The following is a 17,570-nucleotide window of genomic DNA, read 5'->3' as shown; positions in this document are numbered from 1 at the left end:
CCTCCGGTCCGGTGGAGGCCGTCGTTCCCCCAACGACGCCTCCACAGTCGAAGGTGCGCCGTCCCCCCGGCGCCCTTCGACCCCCGCAGGGTGGTCCGTTCCAGGACCGCCCTGCGGCCTCTTGTCGCAGAGCCTCCGCCCGATCGGGCGGAGGCTCTCTGCGTTCATCCCCGAACCTATTGTGTCCGGGCGCAGACCGCATACCCTGGCGAGGTGACGCTGAAGCTGGAGACAGACCGGCTGCTGATCCGGGACTGGGAGGAAGACGACGCCGACGCGGCGCTGGAGATCTATGGCTCCGCCGACGTGGCGCCCTGGCTGTCACCGGCCATCGAGAAGGTCCCGGACGCCGCGACCATGCGGCTGGTCCTGCAGGCCTGGACCGAGGCCCAGCCGAACTTCGTCGTACCGGCCGGCCGTTGGGCGGTCGCGCGCCGCGACAACGGTGAGGTCGTCGGCGCATTGCTGATTCGCCTGCTCCCGCCGTACGAGGAGGATCTCGAGATCGGCTGGCAGCTGCGGCCGAGCGCCTGGGGCAACGGCTACGCGACCGAGGCGAGTAGCGCGCTGATGAGCTGGGCGTTCAAGAACGGCCAGGTCGATGAGCTGTTCGCGGTCGCCCGCCCGAACAACAAACGCGCGATCGCCACCGCCAAGCGGCTCGGCATGCAGTGGGTCGGCGAGACCGACAAGTACTACGACCTGAACCTGCAGGTCTACCGGATCCGGGCCTCCGAGTTCAGCACGTAAAGCAGCAGCAGGGCACCGAGCGGGTAGGCATCGCCTGCCACCGACTGGACAACGGTCCAGCTGTACTCACGGTCGCCCGCGAACGGCATCCACCACGGCAACCCGAGTACGAAGACCGCGCACCAAACCGTGGCAAAGACGGTACGCCGTCGCGCCCAAAGGACCGCGGCGGCGGGAACCACCCAAACCCAGTGGTTCGTCCACGAGATCGGCGAGACCAGCAACCCGATGAACGCCGTCACGATCACCGCCTCGAAGCCAAGCCCGCGATCGTACAATCGCCGCGCCGTCAGCAGACCCGCGATCCCGACGACCGTTGCTGCTAGCAACCACAGTGGCATGGTGGCCGCCGAGTTGTGGGTGATCCGGGCGATCACACCGCGCATCGACTGATTGCCGACGTACTGCGCTGGTCCGGGCCGGCCTGGGTCGAAGATGTAGCGGGTCCAGAAGTCGGTCGCCGGGCCGGGCATCACCAGCCAGCCGATCACGATGGTGGCGAGCGTCGTACCCGCCGCCACCGCCGCTTCCCGGAATCGCCTGGTGACCAGGAGGAAGACGATGAAGATGCTCGGGGTCAGTTTGATGCCGGTGGCAACACCGACGAGGATGCCGCGGTACCGTCGCGGTAGGTGGCCGAGCAGGTCGAGCATCAGCAGGGCCAGCAGGACCAGGTTGAGCTGACCGAGGCCGAAGGTCGACCACACCGGCTCGAACGCCAAGGCAGCGAAGGCGATCACCAGTCCGGCCGTGCGTCCCCAGCCGACCGCCTTGGCGGTGGTCCAGCCGATCACCAGCAGCGACACGCCGGACAGCAGCGTCATCAGCAACCGGCCGAACTCCTGACCGAGGGCCAGCGGCGCCAGCACGATCGCCGCGAACGGGGGATAGGTGAACCCGAGCCCCATCCCCGGATACTGGTGATGGACGGTGTAGATGTCGTCGCCGTGCAGCAGTCCGCGGGCCGCCGCGTAGTACACCCGCAGGTCGGACATCGGGTACGACGGCCGCCACAGCAGCACACAGATCAACGGCAGGATCGTTGCCGCCAGCACCAACACCGGGACCGGAGCACCCCGCCGGACCCGCGGTGGAACAAGGTCGATGGTCATGCCCTCGACCCTTCCGGCGGACCCCGGTCCGGCACATCGCCAGCAGGAGCCAACCGTGATCCCTGCCAGGAGGGACGCCGTACCCACGACCGGAGCACTTTCGAATGACGGCCGTGTCACTCCTTAGAGTGACGGCTCGTGGCCCGTCGGCAAGCAGAATGGTGGCCGTGAGTACAACGACGGGGGTCAGTACGCGGGCGCACGCGCTCGCCTGGTTGTCCGTCGGCAGGCGAGCGATCTGGCTGGACGCCGCGCTCGCCGTGGCTGGGCTGGTCAGCCTGCAGGTCGGGGCGGCCAACAGTCATACGGACGGTTGGCCGTATGCATGGCTCTGGCTGCGGATGGTCGTTGTCCTGTTCCCGCTGCTGATCGCGATCCGCCGGTTCGAGCCGGCGCTGGCCCTGCCGGGTCTGGTGCTCGGCGCCTACCTGGCCGGTCTGGTCGGTCAGCTCGACTGGTTCCTCCTGGGCGGCTGTGTGCTCGCCCTGTGGTCGCTGGCCGGCCGATGCCGGGTGCCGACCGTGCTGGCGGTCGCCGGCTTCTCCGCTGCTCTACCGCTGTTGCTGGGCTTGATCCGGCCGAAACTGATCAGCCTTCTCTACCCCGACATCGCCGACGGGTCAGCAGACCAGGGCGGCATCACGGTGCACGACTTCAAGAAGATCGCCTGGAACGGGTGGCCGCGGTGGCAAGCGCTCCTCATCGTCGTTCTGGCTCTGGTGTTCCTGGCGATCCGGCATCGGAGCTGGGCGGACGCGGCCACGGCGCGGGCGCGGCTGACCGACCTTCGCGGGTTCCTGCGCGATCCGGCCTATGAGCGAGTGCGGGACGTCCTGCTGGCGGTCGCGGCCTCTGGTCTGATCTTGACCGAGATCGGCCAGGACCTGTTCGAGGGCAACTGGTGGAGTGCGCCGCGCTGGATGCCGTACGTCGTCGCCTATGCCGCCCTGATTCTGATGTTCCGGCGGTTGTCGATCGTCGCTGTGCTGATCCTGGCCGCGGCGTCGCTGATCGCCAACTGGCAGGCGTCGACCGACATCGTCACGCTGTACTGCGCGTTCGGGCTCGCGCTCTACCGGCTGATCGTGACGCCGAAGCGCAGTCGGAGCCTGCGCTGGACGTTGCCCACGGCAATCGCCGTACTGGCCGTCCTCCCGATCATCACCATCTGGATGCCCTACTCGGCGATGGCGGTGCTCTTCCCGGCCATCCGCCGGGTCGGGTTCCATTTCGACTTCGACGGAGTACTCCGCAACCCGTGGTACTCGGCGATCATGACGCACCGGTGGCCGGTCAGCCTGTCGCTCGTTCTGCTGCTGCCGGTCTGCGCAGGGATCGCGGTCCGGTTGTACTGGCGCAATCGCGAGGCGGCTCGCCGTGAGGTCGAGCTGGAGCAGGAGGCGGTCGAGCGCGAGGCCGAGCAGGTGGTGCTGACCGAGCGGTCGAATATCGCCCGGGACCTGCATGACGTGGTCGCGCACGCGGTCAACCTGATGGTGATCCAGGCCGAGACCGGGCCGGACCTGGTACGTCGCGGGGAGACCGACGTACTGGCTGGGTTTCAACGGATCGGGGATGCCGGGCGGCGGGCGCTCGGCGAGCTGGACCGATTGCTGTCGGCTTTGCGGGACGCGGACGGCGTACCCGATCCGCAACTGGCTCCGCAGCCTGGTCTGAAGGACGTGCGGCAGTTGGTGACCGATGTGTCGTCGGAGCAGCTGCCGATCGAGTTGGAGCTGACGGGCGATCCGGCTCTGCCGCCGGCCGGGCACCAGCTCACGGCGTACCGGCTGGTCCAGGAGGGGCTGACCAACGCGGTGCGGCACTCGAAGGCGACCAAGGTGAACGTGACGGTCGCGATCGGCGCCGCGGGGATCGAGGTCAAGGTCGTGGACGACGGCGCCGGATTCGATCAGGTGGCCGCGCGTCGTGGCGGTCGGCACGGGCTGGCCGGGATGCGGGAGCGGGTCCGGGTTCATCACGGGACGCTCGACATCGGTACTGCGCCTGGCAACGGCACCACGATCAAGGCGTGGATCCCGGTCGGGGTGGCCGAGTGATCAAGGTGATGGTGGTCGACGACCAGGATCTCGTCCGGGACGGGATCGCGATGATCCTCGACGGGCAGCCGGATATCGAGGTGGTCGCGCAGGCGGTCGACGGCGCGGATGCGATCCGGCAAGCGGCCGCGATCCTGGACCTGGCCGTCGTACTCATGGATGTGCGGATGCCGGTGATGGACGGGATCGAGGCGACCCGGCGGCTGGCGGGCGGACCGCGGGTGCTGATCCTGACCACGTTCGACCTGGATGAGTACGTGTACGACGCACTGCGGGCCGGCGCGAGCGGGTTCCTGCTGAAGCGGTCGTCGCGGGACGAGCTGATCAACGCGGTCCGGGTGATCGCGGCCGGCGACGCGTTGCTGGCGCCGCCGGTGACGCGGCGATTGATCGACCGGTTCGCCGACACCGGGCTCGACCCGGCGGTGGTCGCGCGGCTCGACGTCCTCACCGCCCGGGAGCGGGAGGTGCTCGTTTTGGTTGCCAAGGGCAACTCGAATGCGGAGATCGCGGCCGGGCTGCACCTGACCGAGCACACGGTCAAGACGCACGTCAGCCGGATGCTGGCCAAAACCGGACTCCGCGACCGGGTCCAGGCGGTGATCCTGGCGTACGACGCAGGGCTGGTGTCAGCGGGTCAGCGGTAGTTGTTGACTACCGAGGGTGTCAGGCTGAAAGATAATGTCCCCGGTTGAGACGAGGACTCTGTGCGCAAGCTAGCCGCAGTACTGACCGCCGCCACTTGGTTGATCGCCACCGCCGGTGTGGCCCATGCCGAAAGGGATCCGGGCACCTTCTACGTCGACGCGGCTGCGGGCAACGACTCCGCAGCGGGCACCGCTGCCGCGACCGCCTGGAACACTCTGGCCAAGGTGAACGGGTTCGGGTTCGTGCCTGGTGACCAGATCATGTTCAAGCGCGGCGGTTCGTGGACCGGCACGCTCGAGCTGTCCGACTCCGGCAACTCCGATCACCCGATCACGGTCGGGGCCTACGGCTCCGGCGCGCTGCCGAAGATCGGCGGCCCGGTGCTGAACTGTGTGTTCGTCACCGGATCGAACATCTTCATCGGCGACCTGCGCGCGAGCGGCTGCAAGTGGGCCGGATTCGAACTGGCCGGTGACGGCATCGTGCTGGACACCGTCCAGGCCGACAACAACGTCGCCGGCGTCTCGATCCGCGGCGGCTCGGACGGGAACGAGATCCGCTGGAGCACGCTCGTCGACAACAACAAGATGAGTGTCAACGACTCGAAGCCGGACAACGACTCCGGCGCGTTCGGCGTGCTGGTGAACGGTGACGACAACAAGATCCGCCACAACACGATCAGTGGCAGCTTCGCCAGCAGCATCGACTACACCTACGACGGCGCCGCGGTGGAGATCTTCAACGGCGACCGTAACTACATCGAGTACAACAAGACGTCCGACAACGACACGTTCACCGAGCTCGGCCACGACAGTGGCGAGACCTCCGACGACAACGTGTTCGCGTACAACAGCATCACGTCGACCAAGCCGTCCGGCACGTTCCTGATCACCCGGGGTGCGCAGAGCAACATCGGCCCGGTGATGCGCACGCTGGCGATCAACAACTCCGTCAACCTGCCGAACGGCGACGGCTGGAGCTGCGACCAGGGCTGCGGTCCGGACATCCTCAAGCTGCGCAACAACATCGTGAAGGTCGGCAAGAAGGTCGGGTACGACGACTCGTTCGACACCGGCAACCCGGCCGACGCCGCCGACGAGGACCGCGGGGTCTACCAGGGCAGCGTCTACCAGTTCACCCTGGGCGCGCACTCGGTCAAGGCCGACCCGCTCTACACCAGCGCCACCGACCTCCGGTTGAAGGCGGGCAGCCCGGCGATCGGCCGCGCCGAGAATTCCAACTATCAGTACGACCTGGCCGACAAGGACCTGACCGGCCTGACCAGAGACTCAGGCGCCTACCAGCGCTAGGTCCTCGGCGCCTACCAGCTCTAGGTCCTCAGAGGCCGCCGGCGATGAACGCCAGCGTCCGCTGCTCGAACTGCTTGCGCGTCGCCTCGGGTGCGTCGCGCAACGGTCCTTGCCCGGAGAGTACGGCGAGGCCGTGCACGGTGGACCAGATCGGGTACTCGATTCCGGGTCGGCGTTCACTCGCGAGCACACCCGCCTCGACCAGCTCATCGAGTACGGCGCGCAGCTGTCCGAGAGGCGACTGATCGCGTCCGTCTCCGTCGACCGTGGCGGCGTACTCGTGCTGCTGCGGTAACGCGAACGCCGCCGCGAACAGCCCTGGCTCCTGGTGGGCGAACTCCAGGTACGCCGAGCCGATCGCGCCCAGCCGGCGACCGGCCGCCGCGGCATCGCCGTACTTCCCGCGCACCCGGCCGACACCGGCTGCCATTCGATCGGCCAGCTCGCCCATGGCCGCCGTACACACCGCCGCAAGTAACTCGTCGCGGCCGGCGAAGTGCCGGTATGCCGCGTTCGGTACGACGCCGACCAGGCGGGTCGCTTCCCGCAGCAGCACTGCTTCCGGACCACCGGTGCGGGCCAGCTCGACCCCGGCCGCGACGAGGCCGTCGCGGACAGCGCCTCGCACCCGTCGTCGCGTCACCTCTGCTGCCATAGGCAACAGCCTAACAAGTGGACACTGTCCACATAGCGCGTTAATGTGGACAGTGTCCACTACCATCTTTGAAGGAGCCGAAATGACCATGCTGTCTCCCCTGCTCGAGCGGAACGAGGAGTTCGCCCGTACCTACTCGCCGGTGGCGCTCGGCTTGCCCGCCGTACCGGTGGTCGTCGTCGCCTGTCTTGATCACCGGGTCGATCCGGCGATCATCTTCGGCCTCCGGATCTCGGATGCGCCCGTGATCCGCAACGCCGGTGGTCGCGTCACGCCCGCCGTCATCGAGGACATTGCCTACCTCTCCTTCCTGGCCGAGCAGATGCGCGGCGGCCCGGATGCGGTCGACAAGCTCTTCGAAGTCGCTGTGATCCACCACACCCAGTGCGGGACCGGGTTGCTCGCCGACCCGGAGTTCCGGGCACGGGCCGTCGCGGCGACCGGCCTCGACGACGCCGTACTGGAGGCTTCCGTGGTCACCGATCCGCAGCTCACGGTCAAGGCCGACGTCGAGCGGTTGCTCGGCTCGTCGTTGCTATCACCCAAGGTGAGCGTTTCGGGGCACGTGTACGACCTCGCCACCGGGCGCGTGACGGTGACGGTCGACCCGCGTTATCCACAGCCGGCGAATTGACCTCAACCAGCAGCAGTCAAACGGATACAACTTGTAGTGACGGCGGGTGGAGACCCTGAGTTTCCCCCGAGATTTCTCAGAGTTGAGTGGAATGGACTCAAGTTTGGCTAAGTTGTATCTAGTGACTGTTGTTGCTTGAGCTTGAAAGGCTGGAACTAGATGGACGTTCAGCGGTTGACGACGCTGGCCCGGGAAACCCTGTCGGTCGCGATCCGTCAGACCTCCGCGGCGGGCAACCCGACCGTGGAACCGATTCACCTACTCTCCGCGCTGCTCGCGCAGCCCGAGGGGACGACGATCGGTCTGCTCGAGGCAGCCGGCGGCGACCTGGACGCCGTACGCCGGAAGACCGCCGAGCAGCTGAGCCGGTTGCCGAAGGCGAGCGGGGGCAGTGTGCAGGCGCCGAGCCTGTCGCCGAAGACCGGCGACGTGCTGAGCCAGGCGGAACAGCGGGCGCTCGGGCTCGGGGACGAGTACGTCTCCACCGAGCACCTGCTGGTCTCGCTAGCGACTGTGGACAGCCCGGCGAAGTCGGCGCTCGGCGTCACGGCGGACGCGCTGCTGCAGGCGTTCGACCAGATGCGTGGCAACCGGCGGATCACCTCACCCGAGGCCGAGGGGACCACGAAGACCCTGGAGAAGTACGGCGTCGACCTGACCGAGCGGGCCAGGGAAGGCAAGCTCGACCCGGTGATCGGCCGTGACTCGGAGATCCGGCGCGTGGTCCAGGTGCTGTCCCGGCGTACCAAGAACAACCCTGTCCTGATCGGTGAGCCCGGCGTCGGCAAGACCGCCGTCGTCGAGGGGCTGGCCCAGCGGATCGTGGCCGGAGACGTGCCCGAGTCGCTGCGTGGCCGCCGGCTGATCAGCCTGGACCTGGGTGCGATGGTCGCGGGTGCGAAGTACCGCGGTGAGTTCGAAGAGCGGTTGAAGGCGGTGCTGACCGAGATCAAGGAGTCGGACGGCCAGATCATCACGTTCATCGACGAGCTGCACACCGTCGTCGGCGCCGGTGCGAGCGGCGAGGGCGCGATGGACGCCGGCAACATGCTGAAGCCGATGCTGGCCCGTGGTGAGCTCCGGATGATCGGCGCCACCACCCTGGACGAGTACCGGACCCGGATCGAGAAGGACCCGGCGCTGGAGCGTCGTTTCCAGCAGGTCTTCGTCGGCGAGCCGTCGGTCGAGGACTCGATCGCCATTCTGCGCGGTCTGAAGGAGCGGTACGAGGCGCACCACAAGGTCGCGATCTCCGACTCCGCCCTGGTTGCCGCGGCCACGCTGTCGCACCGCTACATCAGCGGCCGTCAGCTGCCCGACAAGGCGATCGACCTGGTCGACGAGGCCGCGTCCCGGCTGCGGATGGAGATCGACTCGTCCCCGGTCGAGATCGACTCGCTCCGGCGTACCGTCGACCGGCTGAAGATGGAGGAGCTCGCGCTGTCCCGCGAGGAGGACCCGTCGTCGCAGGAGCGGCTGGAGCGGCTGCGTGCCGACCTCGCTGACCGCGAGGAGGAGTTGCGCGCGCTCGAGGCCCGCTGGGAGCGGGAGAAGTCCGGCCTGAACCGGATCGGTGAGATCAAGGAGCGGATCGACGAGCTCCGCGGTCAGGCCGAGCGGGCCCAGCGCGACGGTGACTTCGAGACCGCGTCCCGGATCCTGTACGGCGAGATTCCCGAGCTGACCAAGGAGCTGGACCAGGCGTCCGAAGAGGACGAGGTCGTCGAAGGCCCCGAGGCGATGGTGAACGAGGAGGTCGGGCCTACCGAGATCGCCGAGGTGATCGCGATGTGGACCGGCATCCCGACCGGGCGGCTGCTCGAGGGTGAGACCGGCAAGTTGCTCCGGATGGAGGACGAGCTGGGTCACCGGTTGATCGGTCAGCGCGAGGCGGTCAAGGCCGTGAGCGACGCCGTACGGCGGGCTCGGGCCGGCATCTCCGACCCGGACCGGCCGACTGGTTCGTTCCTGTTCCTCGGTCCGACCGGTGTCGGCAAGACCGAGCTGGCGAAGGCGCTTGCCGACTTCCTGTTCGACGACGAGCGGGCGATGGTCCGGATCGACATGTCGGAGTACGGCGAGAAGCACAGCGTCTCGCGGTTGGTCGGTGCCCCGCCCGGCTACGTCGGGTACGAGGAGGGTGGCCAGCTGACCGAGGCTGTCCGTCGCCGTCCGTACTCGGTGATCCTGCTGGACGAGGTTGAGAAGGCCCACCCCGAGGTCTTCGACATCCTGCTGCAGGTGCTGGACGACGGTCGGCTGACCGACGGCCAGGGCCGTACGGTCGACTTCCGCAACGTGATCCTGATCCTGACCAGCAACCTGGGTTCGGCGTACCTGGCCGACATGTCGCTGGACGACAAGGCCAAGCGCGACCAGGTGATGGCCGTGGTGCGGCAGTCGTTCAAGCCGGAGTTCATCAACCGGCTGGACGAGATCGTGCTGTTCGACGCGCTCGGCAGTGAGGAACTGACCAAGATCGTCGCTCTGCAGATCGCCGCGTTGCAGCGGCGGCTGGTCGACCGGCGGATCACGCTGGACGTGGACGAGGGCGCGATGGAGTGGCTGGCGATGACCGGCTACGACCCGGTGTACGGCGCCCGCCCGCTCCGCCGGCTGGTCCAGTCCGCGATCGGCGACGAGCTCGCCCGTGGGTTGCTCGACGGCTCGATCCGCGACGGCGAGACCGTCAAGGTGACCCTCAGCGAGGCCAAGGACGCCCTCGAGGTGTCCGGCATCTGACAGTTCCGGGGCCCGGTTGAGACAACCGGGCCCCGACTGCTGTCTCGGCCCTGTTTGGGCGATCTGGGAGGATCGGGGCAGGGGCAGTTGGAAGGAACTTATGAGTGAGCAGCGCGGCGATCTGCCGGGCGAGGGACGACCTGGACCGTACAGCGGTCTGTTCGGTGCGACTCCGGACACGTACGCCTACCAGCAGACCCCACCCAAACAGGTCACGATCGCCTCGGTGATCGCCATCGGCCTGGGCGCGATGTGCCTCCTGCTGGCAATCCTCACCCTCACCTCAGCCGGCGCCCAGATCTCCGAAGTACTCACCGGCTCACGCGACAACACACCCGTCGCGGTGGCGGCGGCCCTGGTCTGCGCGGTCATCTACCTCGTCCCAGCCCTCTACCTCCGCAAACGCCACCGCTGGTCCCGCTACATGCTGATCGCCGTAGCCGCCCTAGGCATAGCCGGCGGCATCATGGCCCTCCCCGCCAGCCTCCTAGGCCTAGCCATCCACGCCACCCTCCTACTCCTAATGCTCCAACGCCCCACCAAATCCTGGTTCCAAACCCGCTGACCCCGATCTGCCCCGCAATGCCCCAGGTTGCCCCGCCGACCCTGTGGATAGCGCCCAGCACACGGCCGCCAACTCCTGCACAATCCGGTGGTGTCCAATTCATCCGCCTCAGATCTGGCCGTGAGTGCGTGGATCGACGAGTCCGTTCTGGTCGGCGACGATCGGCAGCCGGGCGCGTATACGCTCGCGGCGGTCATCGCCGACCATGCTGCAATTGAGGGCCTCAGGGACGAACTTCGGGCGCTCACGGAGCGGAAGGTTGTGCGGCTTCACTGGGTCGCTGAATCGGCCAAGCGGAGGTATGCGATCGCAGGAACCGTTGCTGGTCTCGACATCGTGGCGATTGTTGTGGTTGGTAGCCCGGTTCAACGGCAGAAGCAGGAACGTGCTCGGCGGTGTTGCCTTGAGCACCTGTTCTACGCGATTGCCGGCGCGGTGACGGCGGCCAATCTGGGAGAGCCGCGATGGTTGCTGGCCCTGTCCGATGTGGTTGCCGTCCATCAGTTGACGGTCCGCTAGAAACGCGAAAGCTGGGCCCCATCATCCGGTGGGAATCCCAGCTTCACTTCTCTCCAAGCAGCACCTGGCGAGCTGTCGCCAGTATGTCACACTTCGGGGCTGCCTGTTGGGTGTCTGGCTGCGGTCAGCGGAAGAGTTTCGTTAGGCGGGCGAGGGCTTCTTCGAGTACTTCGGGTTGTTTGCAGAAGGCCCAGCGGACTAGGGGGCGGCCGGGGTCGGGGTGGTCGTAGAAGACTTGGTGGGGGATGGCTACTACGCCGGCTCGTTCGGGGAGCATTCGGCAGAAGGCGATGCCGTCGGTGTGGCCGAGGGGGCGGATGTCGGTGGTGACGAAGTAGGTGCCGGCCGGGCGGTGGACCTCGAAGCCGAGGTCGGCCAGGCCGTTGGACAGCAGGTCGCGGCGGGACTGGAGATCGGCGCGCAGGGCGTCGAAGTAGTCGTTGCCTAGGGCAAGCGCATTCGCGACCGCGGGTTGGAAGGGCGCACCCGAGGTGAAGGTCAGGAACTGCTTGGCGGTGGTTACCGCCGTGACGACCTCCGCCGAGCCGGTGACCCAGCCGATCTTCCAGCCGGTGACCGCGAACGTCTTCCCCGCACTGCTGATCGATACGGTCCGCTCCGCCATCCCGTCGTACGACGCCAACGGCCGGTGCTCAAGTCCGTCGTACACCAGGTGTTCGTAGACCTCGTCGGTGATGACGACCAGGTCGTGCTCGATCGCGACCGCGCAGATGCCCCGGAGCTCGTCGTCGGTGAGGACGGTGCCGGTCGGGTTGTGCGGCGAGTTGATCAGCAGCACCTTGGTCCGCGGGGTGACCGCGGCCCGCAGCTCGTCGAGGTCCAGACGGTACGACGGTGCGCGCAACGTCACCGGGACCCGGCGGCCGCCCGCGAACGCGATCCCGGCGGCGTACGAGTCGTAGTACGGCTCGAGCGCGATCACCTCGTCACCCGGCTCGACGAATGCGAGCAGTGCGGCCGCGATCGCCTCGGTGGCGCCGGTGGTGACCAGGACCTCCGTGTCCGGGTCGTACGTGAGGTCGTAGAACCGCTTCTGGTGATCGGCGATCGCCTGCCGGAGCGCGGGTACGCCGCGAGCCGGTGGGTACTGGTTCGCGCCCGCCCGGATCGCCGCGATCGCGTCCGCCAGCAACGAGTCCGGTCCGTCGCGGTCCGGGAAGCCCTGGCCGAGGTTGACCGACCCGGTCGCCACCGCGAGCGCGGACATCTCGGCGAAGATCGTCGTACCCAGACCGTCCAACCGCTCAGCGTGTGCGCGCATCCCTCAACCTTCGATCGCCGTGACCATGTGCGCAAGCCAGGCTCGCGCGGTGGCCCGGTCGGTTTTGCTGAACGACGCCTCGAGTTCGTCCTCGACCTTGCGGATCGCCGGCGTCGCCTCGGCCAGCTTGCCCGCGCCGGCCTTGGTCAGGTGGATCTGCTGGGTACGGCGGTCCTTCGGGTTCGGCCGCCGTTCGACCAGGCCGGCCCGCTCCATCCCGGTGAGCAGCTCGTTCGCGGACTGCCGCGTCGTACCGACCACCCGCCCGACGTCGGCGACCGTCAGGCCGGGCTCCTCCCGCACGCACAGCAGCGTGCCGTACTGCTGCACCGACAGCCCGTGCTCATCGAGCGCCTCGGCGAGCACGGAACGCATGCTCAGCCAGGCGTGCCGGACAAGGAACGTCACACAGCCGTCGTCCTGGTAGGGGTCCATGCTGCCCATTCTGCCCGGCCTGCGAAGAGACACGAAAAAGGAGATTGACAGGTTCCTGTCAATCGAGGACGATGTAAACCTCGTCAGGGTCCTGTCAATCATAGGAGACTTCGTGTCTGCGATCGACCCCCAAGTAAGCCCAACCCGGCAACGCCGCATTCTGCTGATCCTGGTCGTCTCGGCCGTCCTGATCTGGATCGACTCAACCGTCCTCGGTATCGCTCTCGAACGCCTCGCCGACCCGGTCAACGGGCTCGGCGCCACGCCCGGCCAGCTGCAGTGGGCCGTCGGCATCTATTCGCTGCTGTTCGCCACCGCGCTGTTCCTGGCCGGTGCGCTCGGTGACCGCTACGGCCACCGGACCATACTCATGCTCGGCCTGCTGATCTTCGGCGCCTCGTCGGCGTGGGCTGCCTGGGCGACCGGACCGTCCGCGCTCATCCTGGCCCGCGCGACCATGGGCCTCGGTGGCGCGCTGATCATGCCGCCGTCGATGGCGATCATCGGCTGGACCTTCCCGCCGGAGCGGCGGGCCGCCGCGATCGCGGTCTGGGGTTCGTCGGCGGGAGTCGGTGTCGCCGTCGGCCCCGTGCTCGGCGGCCTGCTGATCGACCACTTCTGGTGGGGCTCGGTCTTCACCATCAACCTGCCGCTGGTCGCGTTCGGCCTGATCGGCGCCGCCCTCGTCCTCCCGAATCCGCGTAGCCCGCAGCGCCGCCGTCTCGACCCACTCGGCCTCAGCCTGTCCACCCTCGGTCTGCTCGGTCTGTCGTACGGGCTGATCGAAGGCGGCCACCAAGGTGGCTGGAACCGCTGGCAGGTCTGGGGCAGCATCATCGCCGGTCTCGTCCTGCTGGCCGGGTTCGTCTACTCCGAGTGGCGCGAACACCAGCCGAGCTTCGACCCGCGCCTGTTCAAGAACCGCCGTTTCGCGGCCGGCAACTTCACCTTGGCGGTCGTCTTCCTCACGCTGACTGGCCAGAGCTTCTACCTCGCCTTCTACCTGCAGGGCGCTCGCGGGATGAGCGCCCTGCACGCCGGCCTGATGTCGTTGCCTGCCGCAACCGGTGTCATCATCGGCTCACAGTTGGGCGCCCGACTGGCAGCCCGGTTCGGCGTCGCCAGGGTCTCGGGTACGGCGGTCTTCACGCTCGCCGCGTGCTTCGGGCTCAATCTGTTGTACGACGTAGACACCCCGCTGTTCTGGATCGGCGTAGTCGGTGAGTTCGTTGGTCTGGCCATCGGTATGACCACCGCACCCACCACGGCGGCCGTGATGGCAGCCCTTCCGCTGGATCGGATGGGTGCCGGCTCGGCGGTCAACAACGCCTTACGCCAGGTCGGCAGCGTTCTCGGTGTCGCCATCCTCGGTACGGTCGTCTCGTCGACGTACCAGCACCGGATCGCGTCCTCGCTGACCGGTCTACCGGCTGGCGCCGGCGAATCCGCCGAGGCGACCCGACACGTGGCGAGCACCCTCGGCCGCCCCGACCTGGTGAAGACCGCGAACGACGCCTTCGTTCACGCGATGCACATCGCCGCGTTGGTCGCCGGGGGCATCGTGCTGGTCGGGGCGATCGTGCTGGTGTGGGCGTTCCGGACCGCCACGCCATCACAATCGCCGAATCTGCAGGCCGCCAAGCAGGAACCGGCCGAGATCGGGTGATTGTGATGGGCTGGCGGTTCGCCTAGTTCCAGGGCGACGGCGCCTAGTTCCAGGGTGACGGCGGCGGGGGCGGTACGACGGCGGGGCGGTCCTCGCACCACGTCGCGCCGGTCCAGCCGCCGTCGTTGCCGCCCAGGTCCCGGAACTCGAACTCCGGTGTCCCGGTGAAGTGGAACGTGCCGCAGTTGTTGACGAACGGCGCACCGACGTTCCGAGCGTCGACGTTCTCGAACGTCGCCCCGCCACCGACCCGGGCGTTCACCACGTTCGTCCCGGTGCCGTCGACCTTGATGTTGCGGACGGCAACGTTGGTGATCCCGTAGTCGTCCTTCACCGGCCAGTCGACGACGAACATCATCGCGTTGTACGTCGAGTCCAGGAACGAACTGTCGGTGATCTCGATCTTCCCCGACATCGTGGACTGTAAGGCGTACAGCCAGATCGCGCCCAGGCCGATATCCCAGTTGAGATCACGTGGACCGCCGCGGACCGTGGTGTTCCGGGCGAACGTCAGCGTCCCTTCGAACGGCGTCGCGTTGAACCGCGAGCCCGCGTGCAGCGTGCTGCCCTCGCGGATCGGGTCCGCGACCAGGTTGTCGGTGACCGCGTTGTCGCGTCCGCCGTAGATCGCGATGTCGTTCGCGAGCACGGGGGTCTGGACAGTGTTGTGGTCGTAAACGTTGTCGTGATTGACCAGACCGGAAGTGTTCGACTCCGACCACATCGCCAGGCCGTCGTCGCCGCTGTTGCGGACGAAATTGTTGGTCGCACGAACGTTGGACACACCAAGGTGCAGGTTGATGCCGTCGGCAACCGCGTCGGTGATGACGTTGTTGCGGATCAGTAGACCGTTCATCGGGCCGTCGAGCCAGATGCCGACCTTGGTGTGATGCAGGTACAGGTTCTCGATCGTCGAGCCGCCGCCGATCGCACCGCCGATACCGTTCACCTGGTCGGTGTCGATCCGCTCCCGGACATCACTCTCGATCGCGAAGTCTGACAGGTGTACGCCGGTACTCCCACCATCGGCGGCGTACTTGCCGTAGAACCCGGGCGCGCTGTGCACCGACTGGTCCGGCGCGGGCTGGGCGAGCGGGAGGACCTTGCCTTTGATGATCGTCCACCAGTTGCCGGCGCCGCGGATCGTGACCTTGTCGACGACGATGTGCCGGTTGACCTGGAAGGTGCCGGCCGGGATGAACACCGACCAACCGATCCGTTGAGCTGCAGCGATCGTGCGCTCGATCGCGGGCGCAGCGTCACGCCGTCCGGTCGGGTCCGCACCGAACAGCCGGACATCGAGCGACCTCGACGGCTGCTTCAACGGCGCCTTCACGAGCTCGAAGTCCGCGACGTCGAGCACAGTCCACGCCGCCGCAGTTGTCCGCGGTACGGCGAACCGGACGCGATCGCCGGCCTGGTACGTCCGGTCCAGCATCACGCGCTGCTCGTCGTAGAAGTGGTTCGGCCGGAACGGCTTGGCGACCGGGTCCGGTTCGGGCTTCCACCAGCCCGGGATCGGGTCGACGTTCGGGTCGTTGGAGAACGGATACATCCCGTACAGCCAGGCGTACTGCGACGTCAGCGTCATCGTCCGCTTGTGCTTCCCGTTGACCGAAACGTCCAGCGGCGCGGTGATTCCGCCGCCGCCCGGCGCGTCCGGGATGCTGTACCGCAACGTCAGCGCGTTGGCCGGTCGGGTGAGCGTGAACTCGACGTACTGCTTGGGCTGCAGGCGTACGGCGGTCCGCCCGGAGGCCTCTGCCGGCAACGTGTAGGCGTCACGCCCCGGGCCGATCTTCTCGCCGGTGAAGGCGGCGTTCTCCGCCTCCTGTTCGACGAACGGTACGTCGGCGCCGCGGCCGGTCACGAGCGCGGGGTTGAGCCCGGCCCGGGTGATCTGCGGCGCTGGATGTGCGGAGGCTGGTTGAGAAGTGAGCAGAGCACCGACGAGTGCTGTCGTCAGGCCGACCGCAAGCAAGTGCGTACGAGACATCGGCGGATCCCCTCCCGGACGAATTGTCTGGAGGTTATGCACACGACGATCGTCGCGCAAGATCTCGACAGCTCAGAGAAATTTCCGGACCATGAAGACGTCGATCGGGTCCTCGCTGTCCACGACGAAGCCGTGGCGTTCGTACAGCTTGCGCGCTGGGCTGCCCTGGAGGACGTTCAGCCAGACGGGCGCGTCGGCCTGGTCCAGGACGGAGCGCAGTACTGCGGAGCCGAGGCCCTGGCCCTGGTGATGCGGGGCGAGGTAGAAGTGCTCCAGCCATCGCTTGTCGTCGGCCGGCCGGACGGTGATCGAACCGGCGAGCTCGCCGCCGACCTCGATGATCCGGGTGTGCTCGGGGACGAACGAGTCCCGCAGACGTTGCCGGACCCGATGTGCGTCGTACCGGCCGAGACGTTCGAGGTCTGGGCGCATGACGACAGCGCGGAGCTCGACGAGGTCCTCTAGGTCGGTTGGTGTGGCGGGGCGCAGGTTCCAGGTCATGGCAGGGCGGGTTGGGGGACCGGGCGGAGGGCTCGGAGCCAGAGTTCGGTTTGGGCGATGTGGGCGGAGGCTGCGGTGGCTGCGGCCGCGGGGTCGCGGCTGGTGATCGCGGAGAGGATCGCGCGGTGGCCACGGTCGCTGGTCTGCTTGATCGCGTCGAAGTCGGCGCCGGGCTCGAAGATCCGGTAGTGGCCGCCGCGGCCGCGAATCACGTCGGTGAGCGCGGTGACCGTCGAGTTGCCGCCGGCCGTGCAGATCGCGCCGTGGAACTCGGCATCGAGCTGCTGGATCTCGGTCGCGTCGGTGGTCGACTCGAGCCGGTCGAGGATCGCGCTCAGCTGGGCCGCGAGCTCCGGGTCCTGACGAGCGGCCGCGGCGGCGGTCGCGTGCGACTCGAGCACCCGGCGTACCTCGAGTAGTTCCAGCAGCCCTTCGAGCGGGATCAGCTCGACCGACAGCGAGAACCGGCTGATGATCGCGGCCGGTTCAAGCGCCGAGACGTACGTACCGGACCCGTGCCGGGACTCGATCACGCCGAGCGCGGCCAGCGACCGGACCGCCTCGCGCAACGAGCTGCGCGACACCCCCAGGTGCTCGCACAGCTCGGGCTCCGGCGGGAACTTCGCCCTCGGTCCGAGCTCGCCGGACGCGATCATCTGACGCAGACCGGCCAGCGCCTTGTCCGTAGCAGCCAT

The 17,570-nt window shown here is 67.7% G+C and carries 16 protein-coding genes; 9 read left to right on the top strand and 7 right to left on the bottom strand.

Annotated features, from left to right (window positions below):
• The first annotated feature begins 213 nt into the window (after nt 1–213).
• Nucleotides 214–750: a GNAT family N-acetyltransferase gene (locus tag EV650_RS21480; RefSeq protein WP_134120828.1), complete on the top strand. Its 537-nt coding sequence runs from the start codon at nt 214–216 to the stop codon at nt 748–750.
• On the opposite strand, the gene EV650_RS21475 is transcribed toward EV650_RS21480, so the two are convergent.
• Nucleotides 717–1,862 (bottom strand): glycosyltransferase 87 family protein, encoded by a 1,146-nt coding sequence (locus EV650_RS21475; protein WP_134120827.1) that lies wholly within the window; start codon nt 1,860–1,862, stop codon nt 717–719. The two genes, EV650_RS21480 and EV650_RS21475, sit on opposite strands and share 34 nt — an antisense overlap.
• 167 nt (nt 1,863–2,029) lie before the next feature.
• Here EV650_RS21475 and EV650_RS21470 point away from each other — a divergent pair, with 167 nt between their 5' ends.
• From EV650_RS21470 to EV650_RS21460, 3 genes are read left to right on the top strand one after another with little or no spacing between them, the layout of a single operon-like run.
• Nucleotides 2,030–3,922 (top strand): sensor histidine kinase, encoded by a 1,893-nt coding sequence (locus EV650_RS21470; RefSeq protein ID WP_134120826.1) that lies wholly within the window; start codon nt 2,030–2,032, stop codon nt 3,920–3,922.
• Nucleotides 3,919–4,569: a response regulator transcription factor gene (locus tag EV650_RS21465; RefSeq protein ID WP_166678231.1), complete on the top strand. Its 651-nt coding sequence runs from the start codon at nt 3,919–3,921 to the stop codon at nt 4,567–4,569. The genes EV650_RS21470 and EV650_RS21465 overlap by 4 nt, the downstream gene beginning before the upstream one ends.
• Before the next feature lie 60 nt (nt 4,570–4,629).
• Complete coding sequence (locus tag EV650_RS21460; protein ID WP_134120825.1) at nt 4,630–5,880, top strand: right-handed parallel beta-helix repeat-containing protein; 1,251 nt, start codon at nt 4,630–4,632, stop codon at nt 5,878–5,880.
• Nucleotides 5,881–5,908: 28 nt separating this feature from the next.
• Here the strand turns inward: EV650_RS21460 and EV650_RS21455 are convergent, their stop codons facing one another.
• Complete coding sequence (locus EV650_RS21455; RefSeq protein ID WP_134120824.1) at nt 5,909–6,535, bottom strand: TetR/AcrR family transcriptional regulator; 627 nt, start codon at nt 6,533–6,535, stop codon at nt 5,909–5,911.
• Between the two features lie 82 nt (nt 6,536–6,617).
• Here EV650_RS21455 and EV650_RS21450 point away from each other — a divergent pair, with 82 nt between their 5' ends.
• The 4 genes from EV650_RS21450 (at nt 6,618) to EV650_RS21435 (ending at nt 10,995) form a co-directional block, all read left to right on the top strand.
• Entirely contained in the window at nt 6,618–7,169 is a 552-nt protein-coding gene (locus EV650_RS21450) for a carbonic anhydrase (protein WP_134120823.1), read from the top strand.
• Between the two features lie 159 nt (nt 7,170–7,328).
• The gene (clpB, locus tag EV650_RS21445; RefSeq protein WP_134120822.1) at nt 7,329–9,911 is read left to right on the top strand and encodes an ATP-dependent chaperone ClpB; all 2,583 of its coding nucleotides are present in this window, start codon (nt 7,329–7,331) and stop codon (nt 9,909–9,911) included.
• 100 nt (nt 9,912–10,011) lie between these two features.
• Nucleotides 10,012–10,476 (top strand): hypothetical protein, encoded by a 465-nt coding sequence (locus EV650_RS21440; protein ID WP_134120821.1) that lies wholly within the window; start codon nt 10,012–10,014, stop codon nt 10,474–10,476.
• A gap of 120 nt (nt 10,477–10,596) precedes the next feature.
• On the top strand, nt 10,597–10,995 hold the full coding sequence (locus EV650_RS21435; protein ID WP_134120820.1) for a hypothetical protein: 399 nt from the start codon (nt 10,597–10,599) through the stop codon (nt 10,993–10,995).
• Between the two features lie 124 nt (nt 10,996–11,119).
• On the opposite strand, the gene EV650_RS21430 is transcribed toward EV650_RS21435, so the two are convergent.
• Nucleotides 11,120–12,277, bottom strand: a complete 1,158-nt coding sequence (locus EV650_RS21430) for a pyridoxal phosphate-dependent aminotransferase (protein WP_134120819.1) — start codon at nt 12,275–12,277, stop codon at nt 11,120–11,122.
• A gap of 3 nt (nt 12,278–12,280) precedes the next feature.
• Complete coding sequence (locus EV650_RS21425; protein WP_134120818.1) at nt 12,281–12,712, bottom strand: MarR family winged helix-turn-helix transcriptional regulator; 432 nt, start codon at nt 12,710–12,712, stop codon at nt 12,281–12,283.
• Between the two features lie 112 nt (nt 12,713–12,824).
• Here EV650_RS21425 and EV650_RS21420 point away from each other — a divergent pair, with 112 nt between their 5' ends.
• Nucleotides 12,825–14,378 (top strand): MFS transporter, encoded by a 1,554-nt coding sequence (locus EV650_RS21420; protein ID WP_202874795.1) that lies wholly within the window; start codon nt 12,825–12,827, stop codon nt 14,376–14,378.
• A gap of 43 nt (nt 14,379–14,421) precedes the next feature.
• On the opposite strand, the gene EV650_RS21415 is transcribed toward EV650_RS21420, so the two are convergent.
• The 3 genes from EV650_RS21415 to EV650_RS21405 all read right to left on the bottom strand — a co-directional run bounded on the left by EV650_RS21415 (nt 14,422) and on the right by EV650_RS21405 (nt 17,570).
• Nucleotides 14,422–16,374 (bottom strand): glycosyl hydrolase family 28-related protein, encoded by a 1,953-nt coding sequence (locus EV650_RS21415; RefSeq protein ID WP_134120817.1) that lies wholly within the window; start codon nt 16,372–16,374, stop codon nt 14,422–14,424.
• Nucleotides 16,375–16,446: 72 nt separating this feature from the next.
• Nucleotides 16,447–16,875: a GNAT family N-acetyltransferase gene (locus tag EV650_RS21410; RefSeq protein ID WP_134120816.1), complete on the bottom strand. Its 429-nt coding sequence runs from the start codon at nt 16,873–16,875 to the stop codon at nt 16,447–16,449.
• Nucleotides 16,872–17,570 carry a FadR/GntR family transcriptional regulator gene (locus tag EV650_RS21405; protein ID WP_134120815.1) on the bottom strand — a complete coding sequence of 233 codons (699 nt, stop codon included), beginning with the start codon at nt 17,568–17,570 and terminating at the stop codon, nt 16,872–16,874. The genes EV650_RS21410 and EV650_RS21405 overlap by 4 nt, the downstream gene beginning before the upstream one ends.

The sequence above is a fragment of the Kribbella kalugense genome (assembly GCF_004365875.1).
GTDB lineage: Bacteria > Actinomycetota > Actinomycetes > Propionibacteriales > Kribbellaceae > Kribbella > Kribbella kalugense.
Note: the sequence above shows the minus strand (reverse complement) of the source record. Positions and strands in the feature narration are given on the sequence as shown.

What these genes read in the sequence shown, in the direction of transcription:
- EV650_RS21430 (WP_134120819.1), bottom strand. Translation starts at nt 12,277, where the DNA reads ATGCGCGCACACGCTGAGCGGTTGGACGGTCTGGGTACGACGATCTTC.
- EV650_RS21450 (WP_134120823.1), top strand. Translation starts at nt 6,618, where the DNA reads ATGACCATGCTGTCTCCCCTGCTCGAGCGGAACGAGGAGTTCGCCCGT.
- EV650_RS21425 (WP_134120818.1), bottom strand. Translation starts at nt 12,712, where the DNA reads ATGGACCCCTACCAGGACGACGGCTGTGTGACGTTCCTTGTCCGGCAC.
- clpB (WP_134120822.1), top strand. Translation starts at nt 7,329, where the DNA reads ATGGACGTTCAGCGGTTGACGACGCTGGCCCGGGAAACCCTGTCGGTC.
- EV650_RS21410 (WP_134120816.1), bottom strand. Translation starts at nt 16,875, where the DNA reads ATGACCTGGAACCTGCGCCCCGCCACACCAACCGACCTAGAGGACCTC.
- EV650_RS21455 (WP_134120824.1), bottom strand. Translation starts at nt 6,535, where the DNA reads ATGGCAGCAGAGGTGACGCGACGACGGGTGCGAGGCGCTGTCCGCGAC.
- EV650_RS21440 (WP_134120821.1), top strand. Translation starts at nt 10,012, where the DNA reads ATGAGTGAGCAGCGCGGCGATCTGCCGGGCGAGGGACGACCTGGACCG.
- EV650_RS21415 (WP_134120817.1), bottom strand. Translation starts at nt 16,374, where the DNA reads ATGTCTCGTACGCACTTGCTTGCGGTCGGCCTGACGACAGCACTCGTC.
- EV650_RS21475 (WP_134120827.1), bottom strand. Translation starts at nt 1,862, where the DNA reads ATGACCATCGACCTTGTTCCACCGCGGGTCCGGCGGGGTGCTCCGGTC.
- EV650_RS21405 (WP_134120815.1), bottom strand. Translation starts at nt 17,570, where the DNA reads ATGGCTGCTACGGACAAGGCGCTGGCCGGTCTGCGTCAGATGATCGCG.